General features: G+C 39.4%; 17 protein-coding genes. 7 read left to right on the top strand and 10 right to left on the bottom strand.

Annotated elements, in window-relative coordinates; translation table 11 throughout:
* Positions 1-18 precede the first annotated feature (18 nt).
* Complete coding sequence (locus HDE68_RS10735; protein WP_183881643.1) at positions 19-1,401, bottom strand: ammonium transporter; 1,383 nt, start codon at positions 1,399-1,401, stop codon at positions 19-21.
* Positions 1,402-1,733: 332 nt separating this feature from the next.
* Here HDE68_RS10735 and HDE68_RS10730 point away from each other — a divergent pair, with 332 nt between their 5' ends.
* A complete protein-coding gene (locus tag HDE68_RS10730; protein ID WP_183881641.1) occupies positions 1,734-2,222 on the top strand; it encodes an SRPBCC family protein in 489 nt (162 codons plus the stop codon).
* Here the strand turns inward: HDE68_RS10730 and HDE68_RS10725 are convergent.
* The 3 genes from HDE68_RS10725 to HDE68_RS10715 all read right to left on the bottom strand — a co-directional run bounded on the left by HDE68_RS10725 (position 2,195) and on the right by HDE68_RS10715 (position 5,916).
* On the bottom strand, positions 2,195-3,157 hold the full coding sequence (locus HDE68_RS10725; protein WP_183881639.1) for a TIGR01212 family radical SAM protein: 963 nt from the start codon (positions 3,155-3,157) through the stop codon (positions 2,195-2,197). The genes HDE68_RS10730 and HDE68_RS10725 overlap by 28 nt on opposite strands.
* A 94-nt stretch (positions 3,158-3,251) precedes the next feature.
* The gene (locus HDE68_RS10720) at positions 3,252-4,028 is read right to left on the bottom strand and encodes a hypothetical protein (RefSeq protein WP_183881637.1); all 777 of its coding nucleotides are present in this window, start codon (positions 4,026-4,028) and stop codon (positions 3,252-3,254) included.
* A gap of 463 nt (positions 4,029-4,491) precedes the next feature.
* The gene (locus HDE68_RS10715; RefSeq protein WP_183881635.1) at positions 4,492-5,916 is read right to left on the bottom strand and encodes an APC family permease; all 1,425 of its coding nucleotides are present in this window, start codon (positions 5,914-5,916) and stop codon (positions 4,492-4,494) included.
* A gap of 210 nt (positions 5,917-6,126) precedes the next feature.
* Here HDE68_RS10715 and HDE68_RS10710 point away from each other — a divergent pair, with 210 nt between their 5' ends.
* The 4 genes from HDE68_RS10710 (at position 6,127) to HDE68_RS10695 (ending at position 12,292) form a co-directional block, all read left to right on the top strand.
* Entirely contained in the window at positions 6,127-8,379 is a 2,253-nt protein-coding gene (locus tag HDE68_RS10710) for a sodium-translocating pyrophosphatase (RefSeq protein WP_183881633.1), read from the top strand.
* Between the two features lie 126 nt (positions 8,380-8,505).
* Positions 8,506-9,978 carry an amino acid permease gene (locus HDE68_RS10705; RefSeq protein ID WP_183881631.1) on the top strand — a complete coding sequence of 491 codons (1,473 nt, stop codon included), beginning with the start codon at positions 8,506-8,508 and terminating at the stop codon, positions 9,976-9,978.
* Between the two features lie 176 nt (positions 9,979-10,154).
* Positions 10,155-11,639: an amino acid permease gene (locus HDE68_RS10700; protein WP_183881629.1), complete on the top strand. Its 1,485-nt coding sequence runs from the start codon at positions 10,155-10,157 to the stop codon at positions 11,637-11,639.
* An 86-nt stretch (positions 11,640-11,725) separates the two neighbouring features.
* On the top strand, positions 11,726-12,292 hold the full coding sequence (locus tag HDE68_RS10695; protein ID WP_183881627.1) for a MarC family protein: 567 nt from the start codon (positions 11,726-11,728) through the stop codon (positions 12,290-12,292).
* Between the two features lie 59 nt (positions 12,293-12,351).
* On the opposite strand, the gene HDE68_RS10690 is transcribed toward HDE68_RS10695, so the two are convergent.
* From HDE68_RS10690 to HDE68_RS10670, 5 genes are all read right to left on the bottom strand, one after another.
* A complete protein-coding gene (locus HDE68_RS10690) occupies positions 12,352-13,518 on the bottom strand; it encodes an RsmB/NOP family class I SAM-dependent RNA methyltransferase (RefSeq protein ID WP_183881625.1) in 1,167 nt (388 codons plus the stop codon).
* A gap of 95 nt (positions 13,519-13,613) precedes the next feature.
* The gene (locus HDE68_RS10685) at positions 13,614-14,849 is read right to left on the bottom strand and encodes an ABC transporter substrate-binding protein (RefSeq protein WP_183881623.1); all 1,236 of its coding nucleotides are present in this window, start codon (positions 14,847-14,849) and stop codon (positions 13,614-13,616) included.
* Positions 14,806-16,335, bottom strand: a complete 1,530-nt coding sequence (gene guaA, locus HDE68_RS10680) for a glutamine-hydrolyzing GMP synthase (protein WP_183881621.1) — start codon at positions 16,333-16,335, stop codon at positions 14,806-14,808. Before guaA ends, HDE68_RS10685 begins: the two co-directional genes overlap by 44 nt.
* 8 nt (positions 16,336-16,343) lie before the next feature.
* A complete protein-coding gene (locus HDE68_RS10675) occupies positions 16,344-16,796 on the bottom strand; it encodes a deoxycytidylate deaminase (RefSeq protein ID WP_260171743.1) in 453 nt (150 codons plus the stop codon).
* A 4-nt stretch (positions 16,797-16,800) separates the two neighbouring features.
* Positions 16,801-18,408 carry an MFS transporter gene (locus tag HDE68_RS10670; RefSeq protein WP_183881619.1) on the bottom strand — a complete coding sequence of 536 codons (1,608 nt, stop codon included), beginning with the start codon at positions 18,406-18,408 and terminating at the stop codon, positions 16,801-16,803.
* A gap of 217 nt (positions 18,409-18,625) precedes the next feature.
* Between HDE68_RS10670 and HDE68_RS10665 the strand changes: the two genes are divergently transcribed.
* Together HDE68_RS10665 and HDE68_RS10660 are read left to right on the top strand one after the other, a co-directional pair.
* Positions 18,626-19,252 carry a LysE family translocator gene (locus tag HDE68_RS10665; RefSeq protein WP_183881617.1) on the top strand — a complete coding sequence of 209 codons (627 nt, stop codon included), beginning with the start codon at positions 18,626-18,628 and terminating at the stop codon, positions 19,250-19,252.
* Positions 19,253-19,489: 237 nt separating this feature from the next.
* Positions 19,490-20,071, top strand: a complete 582-nt coding sequence (locus tag HDE68_RS10660) for an inclusion body family protein (RefSeq protein ID WP_183881615.1) — start codon at positions 19,490-19,492, stop codon at positions 20,069-20,071.
* A gap of 79 nt (positions 20,072-20,150) precedes the next feature.
* On the opposite strand, the gene HDE68_RS10655 is transcribed toward HDE68_RS10660, so the two are convergent.
* On the bottom strand, positions 20,151-22,052 hold the full coding sequence (locus HDE68_RS10655) for a class II glutamine amidotransferase (RefSeq protein WP_183881613.1): 1,902 nt from the start codon (positions 22,050-22,052) through the stop codon (positions 20,151-20,153).
* Positions 22,053-22,202 lie beyond the last annotated feature (150 nt).

Here is a 22,202-nt window from a genome sequence, read left to right as displayed (position 1 = left end):
TGCGAAGGGTATGGTTGGTCAGACCAATGAAGAATGCTCCATTTCAACGCCAGTTGAAGCAACAATCAAAGTACCCTGAGAATATTTCTCATTATGCTGACTTGCATCCAGACCTTCTTCTTCCTCTTCGGAGGTTACACGGATTGGCTGAATTACATTAATCAGTTTAAAAATCACGAAGGACACTACAAAACTGAATACCGCCACAATCAGCACACCTTTTAGCTGTGTCAGAAAGAAGTCGGCATTCCCATAAAATAAACCATCTGCACCTGCAGGATTTACTGTTTTAGTCGCAAATACACCTGTCAGCAACATCCCTACAATACCACCAACACCATGACAAGGAAATACATCAAGTGTATCATCCAGACTCGTTTTAGATTTCCACATGACTGCCAGGTTGGAGATAATTGCCGCAGCGACACCTATGAAAATACTATGTGAGATAGCTACAAAACCTGCTCCGGGAGTAATTGCAACCAGACCAACTACTGCGCCGATACAAAACCCAAGTACTGATGGCTTTTTACCTCTCAATACATCAAAAAACATCCATGAAAGACCTGCAGCACCTGCAGCTATATTTGTAGTTGCAAAAGCAGACACTGCTAAACTGTTTGCACCTAGGGCAGAACCTGCATTAAAGCCAAACCAGCCAAACCATAAAAGGCCTGTACCTATTAATACATATGGAATATTTGCTGGTGGAATTTCCTGATGATCCTGGTGAACTTTTCTTCTTTTAAGTACCAGCGCACCCGCTAATGCGGCCATACCTGCCGAAATATGTACAACTGTACCCCCTGCAAAATCCAGTACGCCCATTTTAAACAGGATACCATCAGGATGCCAGGTCCAGTGTGCCAGTGGAGAGTAAACAAATATGGCAAACAGTACAATAAACAAAATATAGGAAGTAAAACGAATACGTTCTGCTACCGCTCCTACTACCAGTCCCGGAGTAATAATGGCGAACATCAGCTGGAACAGCGCAAATAAGGTTAAAGGAATGGTTGGCGCAAGGCTCCATGACGGTCCGGAATTAACTCCCTGAAAAAACAGGAAAGTCAATGGGTTTCCTATCAAACCATGGATACTTTCTCCAAATGCAAGACTAAAACCCACTGTTACCCACAGTACGCTGATGATACCAGCCGAGACTATACTTTTAATCATTGTGGAAAGCACATTTTTTCTGTGAACCATACCACCATAAAAGAAAGCAAGACCTGGTGTCATCAAAAACACCAATGCAGTTGCAACTAAAATCCATGCAATATCAGCTGCATTGTATTTTCCTGCAGAAAAATCGGCATGTAACGGGACAAAAAGCGCCGCAATTGCGACAATCGCAAGAACAACGAACGGAATTACCTGTTTAAATGATACTTTATTCATATAAATTATATTATTATTGGTTTTTTAGTTGATTTATTTTGTTATTAATATAAAAATATGAATAAACTTCAATAAAAAACAATAAATAATCACAATAACACTAAAACAAGAATCAAAACAAGAGCAAAAACACTTAAAAAAAAACAAAAACAACTACAATAAAAATCAATTATTCTAATTTCAGACCATAATCAGAACTATTATTTAAAATAAATTCAAAAAATAGCCTAAAAATATGTAACAATTGTTTTAATTGGGTTTTATGGTAAAAATCACAAACAAGAAGTCTTTTAAACTGTTTATCACTAGATTGCAGCCTCTATAATTAAGATATGAAAGCCTTCCATCTAAAATTCTCCCAGTTTCTTCCGATAAGTTTGCATGAAGCATGGGATTTCTTTTCTTCACCAGCTAATCTGGCCAAAATAACCCCAAAAGAAATGGCCTTTACAGTCACTTCTCCTTTACAGATAGAAGAAAAGATGTATCCGGGAATGATTATTACTTATAAGGTATCTCCGGTAGCGGGCATTAAGCTAAACTGGATGACAGAAATTACACATGTAGCAGATCATCAGTATTTTATTGATGAGCAGCGTTTCGGCCCTTATAAATTCTGGCATCACCAGCATCATTTCAAGCAGGTACCAGGAGGTGTGGAGATGACAGATCTGCTTACTTATGGATTACCCTTTGGAATAATCGGAAATATAGCCAATAGTGTATTTGTAGCCCACAAATTACAGCAGATCTTTAATTTCAGAAAGCAGAAAACAATTGAATTATTCGGGGATTACACCAAAGAAACAGCAGGTATATAAGCAGAACCCTGTACTATTCCTCTTTTTTCTATTTCCTTGTCAATATAAGTCTGAATAGCTGATTTATTTAATCCCCAGTTTGGAGCTATTAATAAATCCCAGTCAGAAATACCAAAAAGGCGCTGAATAACAATATCAGGTCTTAACAGAGGAATCAGTTTACATAAAAGGTCAGTATATTCTTCGAGGCTAAACAGCTTGAAAGGTTCTTTCTTGTATTTAGCACCCATAATAGATCCTTCCACGATATGAAGGTGGTGAAATTTAACAAACTTAATTTTTGGGAATTTATTAATCTCATGGATATATTCCAGCATCATATCTTCAGTCTCCCATGGGAAACCAAAAATCGTGTGTACACAAAGATCCAGTTTGCTGTTATCCAATAATTTAACAGCCTCTACAAATTCTCCATGACTGCAGCCCCTGTTGATCTGATTTAAGGTATCATCATAAATAGATTCCATCCCCATTTCCAGATCCACGTCAAAGCGATCAGTATAACTTTCAAGTAAGGCTACTTTTTCGGCATCAATACAATCAGGGCGTGTGCCTACAGAAAACCCAACGACATCTTCACTATTAATAGATAAAGCTTCATCGTACATCATTTTCAGGTAATGCACCGGAGCGTAGGTATTGGTATTTGGCTGAAAATAAACGATAAACTTATCAGCTTTATAAAATCCTTTACCGCGTTCCATTCCCTGTTCCAGTTGTTCTCTGATGGTAGGTAATTTTCTGGAAAGCTCAGGTGTAAAAGAGTCAACATTGCAATAGGTACATCCTCCATAACCTTTGCTGCCATCCCGGTTAGGGCAGGTAAACCCACCGTCAACAATCACTTTGAACACACGTTGTCCCTTATACTTTTCCTTAAGGTGAGTACCGTAATTATTATAACCTTTTATGCCTGAATCTAATGGAGTTCCCAAATTTCTTGTGTATTATTATTTTTGCAAAAATACACCTTTTAATTTAAAGTTCAAGCCACAGGAAAGCAACATCTCTAAGAAATGAAAAGCTCAATTACTTGAGTGCTGGCAGATCTGTACCAGTCTTGGTGAAATCGCTATAACTTTTCTTGATATAAATAATCAGTTCATAATCCGACATCTCTTCGGCCTGCGTGCGCGAAGGTCTGTACCTGTTAATAAACTGCTGTAGTGCGTCCCCTTTTAAAGAAGTAACCCTGGAAATCTTCGACTTTGAAAATATCTTATCTACATAATTATTGTCTTCGGTAGTCAGGAGTGTCTTTTGTAGTCTTGACGTCTGATTTTTATCCTTACCCAGTAAGTTAATAAACTGGAGTACATCAATACCTGCTATAGAAGTAGTACTGCCGGGGTTTAAGTTCCGGTCAACAAAGCGGGGTGATCTGACATAAGCTGATTTAGAGAGTAGTATATTCTGTATTTTGGGTCCTTTATAGGCAAACACCGGTCTAAAATCCTGTCTGTTTCGTAGCGAATCGAACTGATATTTATTCTTAGCTTCAATCCTCACCTCCTGTAAAATAAGCGGAACAGCTTCAAGCATAATCACCATATTCCCTTTATTGGCTTTCAGCGTGAAATAGTAAGTCACATAATTAGCCCGGCTCACCTTAATAACTTCACCCGCATTAATATCCGACAGACCAAAATCCCCTTTCGGATTGGTAAATACAATCCCATATCCCGTAGTTATCGTAGCATTTTCAATTGGAAGTCTGGTGTCCTTATCGAGAACAGTTCCTGTTATGCGCTGAGCGAAGAGGTGATAAGAACAAAAAACAAACACTAAAGTCCATATATATTTCATGCCTGTTGATTTAGTAAGGTGTAAATAATTTTATGATCTAAATTTAAGCAACTTCTGATTATTATAATGTACAAAACAATAATAACAGTGAAAAGTTAACACAAAATGACAAATCAAATCAGCTATGAAAAAGCAATCCCGGAAGAAACCCTAAAAGTCATCCTTTAAGGCTATCCAAACAGTTATCCTAAATCAGCTATCCTGACAGGCAACTCTGAAAACCAGCTATCCAACTAGCTATCCTAAATCAGCTATCCTGACAGGCAACTCTGAAAAGCCAACCAGTCTTCCTTAACAACGAGTCATGCCTTCAGGAAAGCTATTCTATTCTTTTCTACTCCTAAACAGGTTCCTTCTCCCCTTAGAAAAATAAAAAAAACTTTACCAATGTGAGGGTATAGCGTTCCGAGCTTTTTCAAGCGAAGGCAATGCCCACCGAACATGGTAAAGCTTTTTTTATTTCTTATTGGGTGGCCTCTTGTTTAGGTTTAGATAAGTAATAGACCGGTATTCCTGCAATCATGATGAGTACTCCCCATCCACACGTACTAAACTTTGTCACCAGCAGCGCCACACAAATAGCTGCTGCAACCACCATATAAATCGCCGGCAGCACCGGATATCCAAAAGCCTTATAAGGTCTTACTAAATCAGGGCGTTTCCTTCTAAGAATAAAAATCCCATAAATAGTCAGAATATAAAAGATCATTACAATAATCACCACATAATCCAGTAAATCGCCATACTTACCTGTCAGACATAAAAAAGAAGCCCAGAAACATTGAAACCACAAAGCCCAGCCTGGTACACTCGACTTATTCAATTCAGCTGCTTTCTTAAAAAACAGCCCATCTTTAGCCATCGTATAATAAACCCTTGCACCAGCCATAATCAGTCCATTATTACAGGCAAAAGTTGAAACCATGATCATCACTGCAATCGTAATCGTACCTACATCACCAAAAATATATTGTGCTGCTGCTACCGCTACGCGATCGGACTTAGCAAAAGCAATCTCATTTAAAGGCATTACAGATATATACATCAGATTTGCCGAAATATAAATCACACTTACAATAAAAGTCCCGAAGAACAGGCTTAGTCCAACATTACGTTCCGGCTTTTTAATCTCACCTGCAATAAAAGTAACCCCTACCCAGGCATCGCTCGAAAAAAGAGAACCTACCATCGCTGCAGCGATTCCCGAAAGCAAAGCGGTGCCGCCAATAGAAATCCACGAACCATGCTGCGCGTCAAAAGACCTCGTACTCCAGGCATCAGCCCAGTTTGCGTTCCACACTTCAGTATTCGCTGCGATTAAAAACCCACCAACAATTAAACCCAGTAAAGAGAAAATCTTAATAATAGTCAGGAAAGTCTGGAGAATTTTACTTTCTCTCACCCCTCTGCTATTGATATAAGTAAGCAGGATAATCGTTACAATAGAAACCAGCTGAGCGGCATTCAGGTGAAAAGATCCTACACTATATAATATATTAGTATCACTTAAAGGTTCATAGAGATAAGCCGCGAATTTAGAAAAAGCAACACCTACCGCAGCAATCGTACCTGTTTGTATCACTGCAAAAAAACTCCAGCCATACAAAAATGCAATCAGTTTATTATATGCTTCTTTAAGATACACATATTGTCCACCAGCTTTAGGGAACATTGCACTCAGTTCACCGTAACTTACTGCTGCGACAACAGTAACCAGTCCGGTCAGTACCCAGATCAGGATCAGCCATCCGGCTGAGCCCACCTGCCTTGCAATATCAGCACTTACAATAAATATACCCGAGCCGATCATGGAGCCTACAACCAGCATAGTTCCGTCTAAAAGACCAAGCTCTCTCTTAAAAGAGGCATCCTCAATTTCTTTATTCATTAGTTTTGGTTGTTGATTTTAAATCTGTAAAAGAAGTTTTGTGGGTGCTAATATATTTAAATTATCAAAATAAATTACCCTAAAAAACTTTACACAATCATATTGTAAATCTTTCAGACATAGACGATTAATTTGGCAATGTCAGAAACTCTGATTATTTTGTATAACGGCCAGAAAGCCATCTACCGCGAAACCAAATTTAAACAACATATGATTTTTTTACAGCAGAACTTAATTTATTTCATCCCCCTTTTTGGCCTTATTGGGATACTCGTTATGGCCTTCCAGAGTGCCTGGGTTACCCGGCAGGAAGCAGGAGACAAAAACATGTCTGAACTTGCAGGTTATATAGCAGACGGTGCTATGGCTTTTTTAAAAGCAGAGTGGAAAGTCCTTAGTTATTTCGTCATCATTGCAGGCATCCTGTTAGCCTGGTCAGGCACATTGACAGGAAGTGCCGCAAGCCCTATTCATTCCAGTCCGATTATCGCTATCGCCTTTCTGATAGGCGCAGTATTTTCAGCCTTTGCAGGTTATTTAGGTATGCGGATCGCTACAAAGGCCAATGTAAGAACCACACAGGCAGCCAGAACCAGTTTAGCACAAGCATTAAAAGTTTCATTCAGAGGCGGCACAGTGATGGGTTTCGGTGTTGCCGGATTAGCCATTCTGGGTTTAGGAACCTTATTCATCGTTCTCTATCATACCTTCGTACATCCCGGAGGCCCGGAATCATCAGCAGAACTCAAAAAAACCATTGAAGTTTTAGCAGGTTTCTCTTTAGGTGCAGAAAGTATCGCCCTGTTTGCCAGAGTTGGCGGAGGGATTTATACCAAAGCAGCAGATGTTGGCGCTGACCTTGTTGGGAAAGTAGAAGCAGGAATTCCCGAAGATGATGTACGTAACCCGGCAACCATTGCAGATAATGTCGGAGACAATGTTGGCGACGTAGCAGGTATGGGGGCCGATTTATTTGGTTCTTATGTAGCCACAATCCTGGCCACCATGGTATTGGGACAGGAAATCGTTTCTAAAGATATGTTTGGCGGGATGGCTCCGGTCCTGTTACCTATGCTGATTGCCGGATTAGGGCTAATCTTATCTATAGTTGCTTCCCTGTTTGTCAAAATCAAGAACGAGACTGACAGCGTACAAAACGCATTGAATATGGGCAACTGGTTATCTATTATACTGACCGCTATTGCTTCTTATTTCGCTGTCCGCTGGCTGTTGCCCCCGGTAATGTCCATCCGCGGATTCGAATTTACATCCCTGTCCGTCTTTTATGCCATCTTAATTGGCCTGATCGTTGGGACATTGATGAGCCTGATTACAGAATACTATACCGCAATGGGCAATCGCCCTGTCAATTCAATCATCCAGCAATCTTCAACCGGCCATGCTACAAACATTATCGGTGGTCTTTCTGTAGGTATGGAATCTACGGTATTACCAATCCTTGTACTTGCAGCCGGAATATATACTTCTTATTATTTTGCAGGTTTCTATGGTGTGGCTATTGCCGCAGCAGGGATGATGGCTACTACTGCCATGCAGCTCGCTATTGATGCTTTCGGGCCAATTGCAGATAATGCAGGCGGAATTGCAGAAATGAGCGGATTACCAAAAGAAGTAAGAGAAAGAACGGATATGCTCGACGCTGTAGGAAATACAACCGCAGCAACAGGAAAAGGATTTGCTATTGCTTCTGCCGCATTAACCTCTCTTGCGTTATTTGCTGCATTCGCAGGAATTTCGGGTATCACTTCGATTGACATTTATAAAGCAAATGTACTTGCCGGGTTATTTGTAGGCGGGATGATCCCTTTCATCTTCTCTTCTCTTTGCATTGCCGCAGTAGGCCGGGCGGCAATGGCGATGGTACAGGAAGTGAGAAGGCAGTTTAAAGAAATTCCGGGAATCATGGAATACAAAGCTAAACCTGAATACGAAAAATGTGTGGCTATTTCCACCGAAGCTTCTATTCGCGAAATGATGCTGCCCGGGGCAATCGCTTTAATCGTACCGATTATAGTAGGTTTTACATTTGGTCCCGAAGTGCTGGGCGGATTGCTTGCAGGCGTAACAGTTTCGGGCGTACTGATGGGAATATTCCAGTCCAATGCCGGCGGAGCATGGGATAATGCTAAAAAATCCTTTGAAAAAGGAGTGATGATCGAAGGTAAAATGGAATATAAAGGATCAGATCCTCATAAGGCATCTGTCACCGGTGATACTGTCGGAGATCCGTTTAAAGATACTTCAGGCCCATCCATGAACATCCTGATTAAGCTGATGTCTATCGTTTCACTCATCATTGCCCCTCATATTGCCGTTGGAATCAGTAATCCGGGTACAACAGAGATTAGAAAAGAGATACAAATCAGCAAATCAACCGATTCTAAAGGAAAAATAAAGATAGATACTGTCAAAAATGTGACAGATACCCTGGTTCACCCTTAAGTAAACCATATATTGTTCTGAATAAAAGGGATTTCCAACAAAAATCCCTTTTATTATTAAATATATTTTAATTAGGTTTGATTTCGAACTAACCTTACCCTAAAATAAAACAACTCAACTTAACTTATGTTATTTAAAAAATCAATCCCACAACTATTAGCTGAGGCGAATGAGAGTGGCGAAGGTACATTAAAGCGTACCTTAACCAGTTTCAACCTGGTGGCCCTGGGCGTCGGCGCTATTATTGGTGCTGGATTATTCTCCCTTACAGGTATTGCTGCAGCCGATAATGCCGGCCCCGCAGTCATACTTTCCTTTATTATTGCAGCAATTGGTTGTGGTTTTGCAGGTCTTTGCTATGCAGAATTCGCTTCTATGATTCCCGTTGCCGGCAGTGCCTACACTTACTCTTATGCCACTATGGGAGAATTTATGGCCTGGATCATCGGATGGGATTTAGTCCTGGAATACGCATTAGGCTCAGCAACAGTCGCCTCCAGCTGGTCACAGTATTTCTCACAATTCCTGTTAGAGTTCGGTATCCATTTCCCCACCAGCCTGCTTCATGGCCCATGGGAAGGCGGTATCGTTAACCTGCCAGCGATTATCATTGTTTGCCTGTTATCCCTGCTTTTAATGAAAGGTACAAAAGACTCTTCTTCAGTAAACAACGTATTGGTTATTGTGAAGGTATCTGTTGTATTGATCTTTATTGCTTTAGGATGGAGCTTTATCAATCCTGTTAACCATCATCCATTCATCCCTGTTAACTTAGGTGAAGAAGCAGTGAAATCGGGTACGAAAGGTTTCTTTGAATTCTTCGCCAGTGATGATTTCGGACATTATGGGATCAGTGGTATTCTGCGCGGTGCAGGAGTTGTTTTCTTCGCCTTTATCGGTTTTGATGCCGTAAGTACTGCTGCGCAGGAAGCCAAGAACCCGCAAAAAGGTATGCCTATTGGTATTATCGGTTCACTGGTTGTATGTACCTTATTATATGTACTGTTCTCTTATGTAATGACAGGACTGGAAAACTACACCAAATTTGCCGGTGATGCTAAGCCGGTTGCGACTGCTTTTGCACAAACAGGTTATACTTTCTTAAACAGGTTCTTAATGATTGCCATTCTTGCTGGTTATACCTCAGTGATCCTGGTTTTATTATTAGGACAGAGCCGCGTGTTCTACAGTATGAGTAAAGACGGGTTATTGCCTAAAGTATTCTCAGAGCTGCACCCTAAAAATCAGACCCCCTGGAAAACCAATCTTGCCTTTATGGTTTTCGTCAGTATTTTTGCCGGGTTTGTACCTGTATCAGACTTAGGCCACATGGTAAGTATCGGTACTTTATTTGCCTTCTCCCTGGTTTGTATTGGTGTATTGATTTTAAGAAAAACTGATCCAGAGTTAGAAAGACCTTTCCGTACCCCATGGGTTCCATTGGTGCCTATCATGGGTATTATCGTTTGTGTATTGATGATGGCTTCTTTACCTATTGTAAGCTGGGAGCGTTTAGCGATCTGGATGGCGCTGGGTATTATCATCTATTATGCTTACAGTAAGAAACATAGTAAGATCAGAAACGAACATATTTCTTAAAGGTTATCTGTGTGACAGACAAAAGGTTAATCTTTAACCACTCCATATATTATATTGAATAAAAGGGATTTTCAACGAGAATCCCTTTTATTTTTAAATATATTTTAATTAGGTTTGAGATTCAATTAATCCAATCCTAAAAACAAAACAATCTTAAAAAAACTATCAATTAACTTATGTTATTTAAAAAATCTATTCCACAATTATTAGCTGAAGCAAATGAGAGTGGCGAGGGTACATTGAAACGTTCCCTAACCAGTTTCAATCTTGTAGCCTTAGGCGTCGGTGCTATTATTGGTGCAGGTTTATTTTCCCTTACAGGTATTGCAGCCGCAGATAATGCCGGCCCTGCAGTAATACTTTCCTTTATCATCGCTGCAGTTGGTTGTGGTTTCGCAGGTCTTTGCTATGCAGAATTCGCTTCTATGATTCCCGTTGCCGGAAGTGCCTATACTTACTCTTATGCCACTATGGGAGAATTTATGGCCTGGATCATCGGATGGGACTTAGTTCTTGAATATGCATTAAGTGCAGCTACAGTAGCTTCCAGCTGGTCACAATATTTCTCGCAGTTCCTCTTAGAATTCGGTATTCATTTCCCGCAAAACCTTTTACACGGTCCATGGGAAGGTGGAATTGTCAATGTACCGGCAATCGTCATTGTTTGTCTTTTATCCCTTTTATTAATGAAAGGTACAAAGGATTCATCAGCTGTAAATAACGTTTTGGTTATTGTGAAAGTAGCTGTTGTATTGATCTTTATTGTTTTAGGATGGAGTTTCATCAACCCTGCCAATCATCATCCTTTTATTCCTGTTAACCCGGGAGAAGATGCTGTAAAAGCTGGTACAAGAGGTTTCATGGAATTCTTTTCAAGTGATGATTTCGGACATTTCGGTATCAGTGGTGTTCTGCGTGGTGCAGGGGTTGTTTTCTTCGCCTTTATCGGTTTTGATGCCGTAAGTACTGCTGCGCAGGAAGCTAAGAACCCGCAAAAAGGTATGCCAGTTGGTATTATCGGTTCATTGGTTGTATGTACCTTATTATATGTACTGTTCTCTTATGTAATGACAGGACTGGAAAACTACACCAAATTTGCTGGTGATGCTAAACCGGTTGCGACTGCCTTTGCACAAACAGGCTATACTTTCTTAAACAGGTTCTTAATGATTGCTATTCTTGCTGGTTATACTTCAGTAATCCTGGTGATGTTATTAGGTCAGAGCCGTGTGTTCTATAGCATGAGTAAAGACGGGTTATTGCCTAAAATCTTCTCTGATTTACACCCTAAAAACCAGACTCCATGGAAAACCAATCTTGTGTTCATGGTTTTTGTAAGTATTTTCACTGGATTTGTACCTGTATCAGACTTAGGCCACATGGTGAGTATCGGTACTTTATTTGCCTTCTCACTGGTTTGTATTGGTGTATTGATCTTAAGAAAAACCAATCCAGAGTTAGAAAGACCTTTCCGTACCCCATGGGTTCCATTAATCCCTATCTTAGGTATTGTGGTTTGTGTACTGATGATGGCTTCTTTACCTATTGTAAGCTGGGAGCGTTTAGCGATCTGGATGGCCTTAGGCGTAATCATCTATTATGCTTACAGTAAGAAACATAGCAAGATCAGAAATGAATATAATGACAGCTTATTAAAGTAAGCTCTCTATAAAATGAATTAAATAAAAAAGCCACTTATAAGTGGCTTTTTTATTTAATTCATTTTACATTTACACAAAAATATACCATGGAATTCAATCTAAGTCAAATACTCTCCACCTCAATGGTTTTGTTTGCAATCATTGATATATTAGGTGCAATTCCCGTGGTTATTCAGCTGCGTCGTAAAGCAGGTCATATCGAATCAGAAAAAGCGACAATTGTAGCTACCTGCCTGATGATCATTTTCCTTTTTGCCGGAGAAACCTTATTGAAAGTTATCGGACTGGATGTAGAATCATTTGCGATTGCCGGTTCTCTTGTGATCTTTTGTATTGCTATGGAAATGGTACTGGGGCTAACCTTATTTCATGAAGAGGCCCCTGAAACAGTTTCTATCGTTCCCCTTGCCTTCCCGCTGATTGCAGGTGCAGGAACAATGACCACCTTATTATCCCTTAAAACTGAATATGCAACTCAGAATATCATCGTAGGTATCTTAATCAATATGATGTTCGTTTATTTTGTGTTGAAAAACACAGAACGCTTAGAAAAGCTATTTGGAAAATCAGGCTTAAACGTATTGAGAAAGGCATTTGGAGTGATCTTATTAGCTATTGCGATTAAGCTTTTCAGAAGTAACACAGGTTTATAAAACAGGGAACCTATAAAAAAGGTCTGTCCTAAAAAATTTCAGACAGACCTTTCCAATCATTAATCTTTTTTAATCAGCCTTGCGACAAACATCGTATCGGCCTTATCATTATAACCTGTTACACTTTGCATACTTTCTAAAGTAAGCGGTAAGTTAGCCAGCAGGTAAGCAATGACCTCTTCATTCTCTTTCTTGAAAACCGAGCAGGTGATATAAATCAGTGGTTTACCAACTTTCAGGTATTTCACTATACGTTCGGCTATCCCCTTCTGCAATTTAGAGAAGTACTCAATTCTGTGGGTATCAAAATGAACCAGCATTTCTGGTGTACGGCCCCAGGTTCCGGAACCTGTACAAGGTGCATCCAGGATAATCCCGTCAAATTTATAATCATGTAAATCCTGCTCATTATTCTGCAGCAGGTCAAGTACCTTCTTATGATATTTCTTAATACCCGCAGCAGCAAAACGCTCATCCAGGTTATGCAGGCTATTCTCTCTGACATCACTAACCAGCAGTTCTATTTTAGGTTGCATATCGTGGAGCAGAAGAGACTTTCCGCCCGAAGCAGCACAACAGTCCCACCAATAATCATAGGGCTGCGGAGCGAACAATTCACCTGTTTTTTGAGAAGACAAATCCTGCACCTGATAATATTGATCTTCCGGAAGCAGTTTCTCCAATTTGGTCCCATTAGGCAAGGCCAGTGTTTGCTCACTGATCTCTCTGACAGCAACCTCTGCTGCAACCAGCAGATCGAAAATCTTTTGATGATGTACAGACTTAATCCGCAGAAATAAATCTGGCTGGATAAAGAACGATTGTAAAAACTCCGTTTGATCGATCCCCTCAGATAATTCAGCGCCAAAAGAAAAGACATCCGTTAACTTAAATTTCGGGAAGGCATCTTCAACGAGCTTCAGTTTAGCTTGTATCGGCAATAACAGCTGTTCTTTAAACTGAGGCAGATAATGATCAATCATCAGACTGTCTGTTTGATTGCATAAAAAGTCGGCAATAGCCAGACGCAACAGCTGTTTTTCTTTCTTTAAAGCCTGGCCTAAACGGAAATAGCTATACAGATACCTGGTAGCCCAGCGTCTGTCTGACGAGCCCATTTGCTTGTGCTGCTTAAAATAAGTAACCAGGAACCTGTGCAAAGGTAAAATACCGTCATATTGTTTGAAGACATCCTCAAAGGAACGTATCTGATATTCGATTTTCATTTAGTATCTATTGTTTTTCAACGGTAATGAAGCTTGCATGAACTATGCAGGTTTCATTTAGTATCTATTGTTTTTCAACGGTAATGAAGCCCACCCTATTCTATCGGGTCTAAAGTATAGTTTTTATACTCCAGCAAAAACAGGCTTGTATTGATATAACCCAGCTTTTCATCTTTTATAAAACGGAAAGAGTTACCCAATCCGTTATACCGTTCTGTGGTCAGGTGTTTCAGATATCCGGCACCATATTCAGCGAAGAGTTTTCCAAAGAAAAATCCTATATCAAACCCTTTAAATGAATATTCAGCAGGTTCAAATTTATTAAGCTGGCGGTACTTTTTGATAAAATTAATGACATCCCGGCTTTTGTAATCAACCCAGTAAGAGGTGGTGATTTTTGTACGCAGTAATTGCAGCTTTTCTGTATTATAATTCTGTTTGATCCAGTTTGGATGACCAAATAGCTCAATCGCATTGCCAGCACCCTGCATTTTAGCCAGTTTATCTAAACTTGCTACAACAAAAGCTCTGTCAGACGAAGAAATCAGCACTGCATACTGTTTACCAGGCACCATTTTAGTTTCCATGGTATACACAGAACTATATTCCTGAAACGTATAACGTGAGCCCCTGCCCTTCTGAAAATAATCACGCAAAGGATCACCTAATACTTCATCACCCGATTTCTTTGGGTTAATCAGCACAATAATAGCCTTTCCAGGGTCATATTCCCTTCTGATATAATCCCCGATTTTATCAGCGTGCAGATCGATATTATTCACAACAGAGATCAGATTTGGATTATTAAATTCAGCAGGATGTGTAGCTGCCAGAGGCGAAACCACAGGAACATTATTCACGATAGAATAGTTGGTAATAAATTTAACCCCATCAGGAAATACAGGGCCAACAATTAAGTTAGTGCCTTTAATTTGGCCCGACTTAATTAAAGAAGTAATCTGAACATTATTATCACGTGTATCCAGCACTTTCAGCTTAAAATTCATCCCTGTTGCGGCTGCAGAATCAACGCCCATTTTAAAGCCCTGATAAAAATCAATGGACATGGCAGATTTCTCCAGTTCAGCTTTAGTACCCGATTTTATTCTGACACTATTCAGGTTCAGCGGAATCAGTAAAGAGATATTAGCCTCAGTGAATTTCTTCTCTGACGCCATATCTTTTTTATCATCCGTTTTTCCGATTTCTTTTTTAGGTGACTTATTTGTTCTTGTCTTTGGCGAACAGGCCGCCAGACAAAAACAAATAAATATCAGACACCAGAATCTATTCCCACTCAATCGTTGCAGGTGGTTTTGAACTAATATCATATACAACCCTATTAATACCTTTTACTTTATTGATTATTTCATTCGAAATTTTCGCAAGAACCGGATAAGGTAAATGACACCAGTCAGCAGTCATTCCATCCACAGACTCTACAGCACGAAGACAAATTACGTTTTCGTAAGTACGTTCATCGCCCATTACACCTACAGACTGAACCGGAAGGAAAATTGCTCCTGCCTGCCAAACCTGGTCGTATAAGCCTGCTTCTTTAAGATTATTAATATAGATTGCATCAGCTTCCTGAAGGATAGCTACTTTTTCTGCGGTTACATCACCCAGAATACGAATCGCTAAACCTGGGCCCGGGAAAGGGTGACGGCCTAAGATAAAGTCTTCTAAGCCTAATGATTTACCTACTCTTCTTACTTCATCTTTAAACAAAGTATTCAAAGGTTCCACTACTTTAAGTTTCATGAAATCAGGTAAACCACCCACGTTATGGTGAGATTTAATTGTTGCTGAAGGGCCTTTTACAGAAACTGACTCAATTACATCAGGATAGATCGTACCCTGTGCAAGCCATTTTACATCCTGTACTTCATGCGCTGCATCATCAAATACTTCGATGAATACACGGCCTATAGCTTTACGTTTCAGCTCAGGATCTTTAATACCAGCAAGCTGGCTTAAGAAACGGTCCTTTGCATCAACCCCTTTAATATTTAAACCTAAGTGTTTGTATTGTTCTAAAACAGCTTCATACTCATCTTTACGTAATAAGCCATTATCTACAAAAATACAGTGCAGGTTAGTTCCGATAGCTTTGTGCAATAGAATTGCTGCAACGCTCGAATCCACACCACCAGAAAGACCAAGAACAACTTTATCGTCGCCTAGTTTCTCTTTCAGGTCTGCAATTGTAGTTTCAACAAAAGCATCTGGTGTCCAGTTCTGGCTGCAGCCACAAATATCTACCAGGAAGTTTTCCAGTAATTGTTTTCCGTCAGTACTATGTGTTACCTCAGGGTGGAACTGAATTGCATAAGTATCCGAATTTTTCACATGGAAACCGGCAACTTTTACGCTTTCAGTACTTGCTATGATCTCAAAAGATTCAGGAACTACAGTGATGGTATCACCATGTGACATCCAAACCTGAGAATCCAAACCTATGTTTTTTAATAATTTATTATCTGACTGAACAAAATTCAGATTTGCCCTGCCATATTCACGTGTTGAAGAAGCCTGAACTTCACCACCTGAATGCTGCGCAAGATATTGTGCACCATAACAAACAGCCAGCACCGGAAATTTCTGGTGAAAGCGTGTTAAATCTATTTGAGGTGCATCTTCCTGACGCACAGAATACGGGCTACCTGAAAAGATAATACCTTTAACATCTGATAAGGTTTCCGGAATGTTATTAAATGGATGTATTTCGCAATAAACATTTAGCTCACGTACCCTGCGGGCTATCAGTTGTGTGAATTGAGATCCAAAATCGATAATGATGATTTTTTCTAGCATGGCCAAAGTTAGTATTTATTCACTTCAACACCGAATCTTTTTAAGAAATCCACACCCTCATCACTGGACAAACCTTTATAGGCTGCATATGAATCTTTAAAATAAACAACTTTTATCCCAGACGAAAGGATTAATCGTGCACAGGCAATACAAGGGGAAAGCGTCGTATATAAAGTAGCGCCTTCAATCTTAGAACCATTTCTGGAAGCATAAAGAATTGCATTTTCTTCTGCATGCAGGGCGAGCGAACAACTACCCCGGGAATCTTTTTCACAGCCCTGACCGGGCCATTCTTCATCACAATTATGGGTACCCGACGGCGGCCCGTTATACCCGATAGAAATGATCCGGGTATCTTTTGTCAATACAGCACCAACCTGTGCCCTTACACAATGAGATCTGGCGGCAAGATCTACCGCCAGATTCATATAAATATCATTAAAACCAGGTTTAACTGTCATAAAATTAATGGCCTCCTTCTGCTTCGATATGTTCTACATCAATTCCTTGTCTTTTCAATACCGAACTCACTTTCCATGCAAAGAATATCAGGTAAACAAACCCAAACAGCGGGATAATATATGAATGGTGGATACCATGTGTATCCGCTAACTGTCCCTGTACCGGTGGCAAAATAGCACCACCTAAAATCATCATAATCAGGAATGATGAACCCTGGCTTGTATATTTTCCCAGTCCGGTGATAGATAAGGCAAATATAGAAGGCCACATAATTGAGCAGCATAAACCACCGCTGATAAATGCGAAAGTAGCAACCTCGCCAGTAGTCATTAAACCAACCAGCATACAAACTACGCCCAGAGTAGCAAAAATTGCCAGTGTTTTAGCTGGTTTCTCCTGACCCAGGAAGAAGCCTACAATCAGTACAGCCACACAAACACCATAAATATATAAGTTACCTACGTCCGTTCCTGTAAAATGATTTACTAAAAGGATCACGCCAAAAGCAACAAAAGGAACAATAACCGTTAATATATTTTTAGTAATTTTTGATAAGTTGAAAGCACTCACAGCACCTGTCCAACGGCCAATCATCATACTTCCCCAGTATAAAGCGATATATGGTTTAATTGCAGATTCAGGGAAACCACCAAATTCTTTCAGGTGTAATAAAGCACCCAGGTTACTTTGAATAGTTACCTCAACCCCTACATAAGTAAAGATGGCGATCATTCCCATAATCAGCTGAGGATATTGCATTGCTCCCCATTGATTGCCATTTTCTTTCTTTTTAAGCAGTACAAAGATTAATGCACCAACAATAATAGCCAGTGAAGAATATACAAAATTTGCTTCAGGCAGGTTAGTTAAACCAGCTAATGGTTTAGCTGCAAGTACCATTAAAAATCCAAGAATGATCACTAAAAGCGGTCCGTTTGACTTTGGACTTGCCTCCATTGTTTCTTTACTCGTTACTTCTGGTAATTTAGTGATGGCATAGAAACCAGCAACCAATAAGAATAAACCAGATAATGCATAGTATAAGGTAGTGATTGATGAAATTTCTACTGTTTTAGCTACTGCATCACTTGCAGAACCAAAAAGCACAAGACTTACAATTACAGGTCCCATTAAACCACCGAAGTTATTTACACCACCAGCAAGGTTTAAACGGTGTGTACCACTTTCAGGGGCACCTAAAGCTACCACGAATGGCTGTGCAGCTGTTTGTTGTAAAGAAAACCCTATGGCAATCACAAAGAAAGCTACCAGAATAAACAGGAATGACCCTGAGTGAACTGCAGGAACCATTAATAAAGCACCGCCTGCCGAGATAATCAGCCCCAGAATAATACCTTTCTTATAACCTATTTTGTTAAGGATATCGACCTTGCTAGCCTGAGAAGCAAAGTATAAAATTAATGAACCAATAAAATATCCGCCATAAAACGTAAAGTCAATCAGTTGCGATTCAAATTGTGTCAGGTTAAAATGTGACTTACAGAAGGGTATAAAAATACCGTTCGATGCGGCCACAAAGCCCCAGAAAAAGAACACGGTGATGATTGAATACAACGCCGTTCCATAGTTTTTTTGTTTTTGGTTTTCCATTGATTATGCAAGTTTTTTTTTGGTTGTCTGAAACTATCTTATGGTTATGATTGTTCCGTATAATTATAGCTATAATATTATCAATACTTAGTGTCGATAATACAAGGCATAAACATAATTAAAATATTGTGTATAGTGTACACAATAAATGAAGCAAAAAAAATAGGCGGTATTATACTTTAAAATCAGATATTAGCGCGAATTATATGTAAGTTGAATGATTGAAGCAATATTACAAGGGATAGGTGCGGGTATTTTGTTTTCGTTTTTAACGGGCCCAGTCTTCTTTTCCATGATCAAAACCAGCATTGAAAAGGGCTTTAAAGCTGGTTTTTCTTTGGCCATTGGCGTGATCTTAAGTGACATTATATTTATCAGCCTCACGATTTTCAGCTCACAGTTTGTAGATTATAATGCAGATTATAATCAATACATAGGCATTATCGGGGGTCTTTTTCTTTTAGGAATTGGTTTGTATTACCTGATCAATAAAGTCAAGGTAAATTACGAAACTTCTGAAATAGTAAAGGTGCGCAAGCGCGGATATATCATTAAAGGATTCTTAATGTGCCTGCTCTCTCCCACTACATTAATGTTTTGGATTATGGTAGGCGGTATTGTTTCTGGTCAGCTGCATTATGCAATGGCCGAAAAAGTAGTCTTTTTTGTAGTAGCCATGTGTACCCAACTCTTTGTAGACTTCATTAAAACCTATTATGCAGCTAAACTGAGGTACCGGATTAAAGAGAAAAACATCAAGATCCTGAACCGGATTGCAGGCGCAGTCATCATCATTTTCGCTATCAGATTGTTTATCGAAGTCGCAATCAAATATTACAGTTAATTTCAAAAGGGTGAAATCACCCTACTCCTTAAAGCTCTAAAGTAGCTACAAAGCATATTTTCAAGAAAAATATAATCTTAAACGTAAATATACTTAATTATTAAAGCCAGTATTTACACTCTTTCTTATCAGACCCATTCTTTCTTCCTTTACATTGTCATCTGGAAGCACAGCGACAGAAGATTGGGAAAGCCGAAAACCAGACAGAGTAGGCCGAATTACCTAAAACTATTTACCATGACAACCAAAGGGAATCCAGGAGAATCAGACTCTACAGGAAAAATTATTGACATTCTTGTTGTAATCGATACCGATTATATAAAAAAAAACTGCGCCAGTATCCACGGTATTAATGACCAGGACAAAAGCAAGCCATATGCCATCGATCATCATTCAGAATATGTCGTAGCTGCAGGTGCAAATAATATCACCAATCAGGGGAAAGCAGATATTACATTTAGCGCCAAACCAAATGACAGGATTTCTTTTAGAGGTGTGTCAGCCTATAATAATTCTGACGATGCTATAATCATCTATGGTATCATTCCTATGAATTCAGACCCTAAAGGCAACGTACTCAATCCATTCCATTATGACATGGTAACCAGAGCTTATGCCGTAGTACCTGTTATAGAGTCCTCCAATGGCTTTAATACTACAACAACAAGTATAACCTTCTATTCCTATAACTCTACAGTACAAAAACAGGGAACTGAATCTTATATCATTCAATTTGCGCTTTATACTTTAGCCGGAGATGGTGAAACACAGCAGCTTTATGGATATTATCAATGGGATCCAACGATATATGTCAGCTAAATAACTTTTAATTAATTATTTAAGAACAAAAAAGCCGGTGCTGAAAACAGCACCGGCTTTTAAGTAAAATATACTGTAATTAGTAGGCTCTCTGGTTATTTCCTTCTTTCCAGTTCACAAAAGCCTTGTTAACAACTTTGTTTCCACCTGGAGTTGGGTAGTTACCTGAGAAATACCAGTCACCTGTATGATTAGGACAAGCGATATGTAAATTATCCAGTGTCTGGTAAATTACTTCAACCTGTGCAACCGTATCTTTAGGAGTAATGATTTTTGTAATCTGTGCAGAGATCTCTTCCTGTTTGAAAGGTCTGTAGATATCTTTTACATGATTGACAATTTCCTCTTTAGGCAATAAAAGAGAAGCTTTACATTTCTGATATACTTCTTCAATGATATGCTCCAATCCACGTTCTTTTAATAACTGGATAGCTGCTTCGAAAGCTACGAACTGACCTAATTTAGACATGTCAATTCCGTAACAGTCCGGATAGCGGATCTGAGGTGCAGAAGAAACAATAATGATTTTCTTAGGATGTAACCTGTCAATAATCTTGATAATACTTTGTTTCAGTGTAGTTCCCCTTACAATAGAGTCATCCACTGCTACCAGTGTATCCACATTATTTTTGATTACCCCATAGGTAGTATCATAAACGTGTGCTACCATTTCTTTACGGTCAGCATCAGCGGTAATGAAAGTACGTAACTTCACGTCTTTAATAGCCAGCTTCTCTACACGCGGAGCCATAGATAACAGTTCATCTAATTCTGCATCCGTCAGCGTTTCTTTACGCTCAATAAGCGTATTCTTCTGGATTTTTTTAATATGCTTATGCACTCCTTCTACCAAACCGTAGAATGAGATTTCAGCAGTATTCGGGATAAAAGAGAAAACTGTGTTTTTCAAATCTGAATTTACTGCATTCAAAATCTGATCAATCAGTAATCTTCCTAATTGTTTTCTTTCTTTATAGATATCAGCATCACTGCCACGAGAGAAATAAATACGTTCAAATGAACATGCTCTTTTTTCCTGAGGCTCTCTGAAAATTTCCTGTGTTACTGTACCATCCTTTTTAACGATCAGTGCATGTCCTGGTTTTATTTCCTGAACACTGTTGATGCCTACATTAAATGCAGTTTGAATTGCCGGACGCTCAGAAGCTGCCACAACAATTTCATCATCCTGATAGAAAAACGCCGGACGGATTCCTGATGGGTCACGCAGAATAAATGCATCACCATTTCCAACGATTCCGGAAATAGCATAACCACCATCCCAGTTCTTAGCAGAACGGGTAAGGATATTCGCGATGTTTAAGTTTTGAGATATTTTAGCGGTAATCTCTACATTTGATAATCCTTCTTTTTTGTAGGTATCAAATAATTCCTGATTTTCATCATCAAGGAAGTGACCGATTTTTTCCAATACAGTAACTGTATCAGCTTGTTCTTTTGGATGTTGTCCCAGTTCGTACAATTGCTCTAATAACTCATCAACGTTAGTCATGTTGAAGTTACCGGCAATAACAAGGTTACGTGTCATCCAGTTGTTCTGACGAAGGAATGGGTGACAGTTCTCGATACTGTTCTGACCATGTGTTCCGTAGCGAAGGTGTCCTAACAATACCTCTCCTATGAAACTTACATTTTGTTTCAGCCATTCTGCATCCTGCATTAATTCAGGTGTCTCGTTTTGAATGTCTGCAAATTTACCCTGGACGTATCCGAAGATATCGGCAACGGCATTCTGCGCCATTGACCTGTAACGGCTAATGTACCGGTGACCTGGTTTTACATCTAATTTGATTGTTGCAATTCCTGCGCCATCCTGTCCCCTGTTGTGTTGTTTCTCCATCAAAAGGTATAGTTTATTCAGTCCGTAAAGGGCTGTACCATACTTTTCCTGGTAGAATGAGAGAGGTTTTAAAAGACGGATAAAAGCAATTCCGCACTCGTGTTTTATCTGGTCACTCATTTGTTTGTGGTTTGAGCCGCAAATTTACCTTTAATAAAAATCAGAACCTAGCTAAAAATACAATCTTTCATCAGCGAAATGTTTGTTTTTGGGGGGTGTTGTAAGGGATTTGAGGAAAAATAAAAACATACTATGCCCGAGCTGCATTTA

Source organism: Pedobacter cryoconitis (genome assembly GCF_014200605.1).
Taxonomy (GTDB): domain Bacteria; phylum Bacteroidota; class Bacteroidia; order Sphingobacteriales; family Sphingobacteriaceae; genus Pedobacter; species Pedobacter cryoconitis_B.
This window is presented reverse-complemented; position numbering and strand designations above follow the sequence as displayed.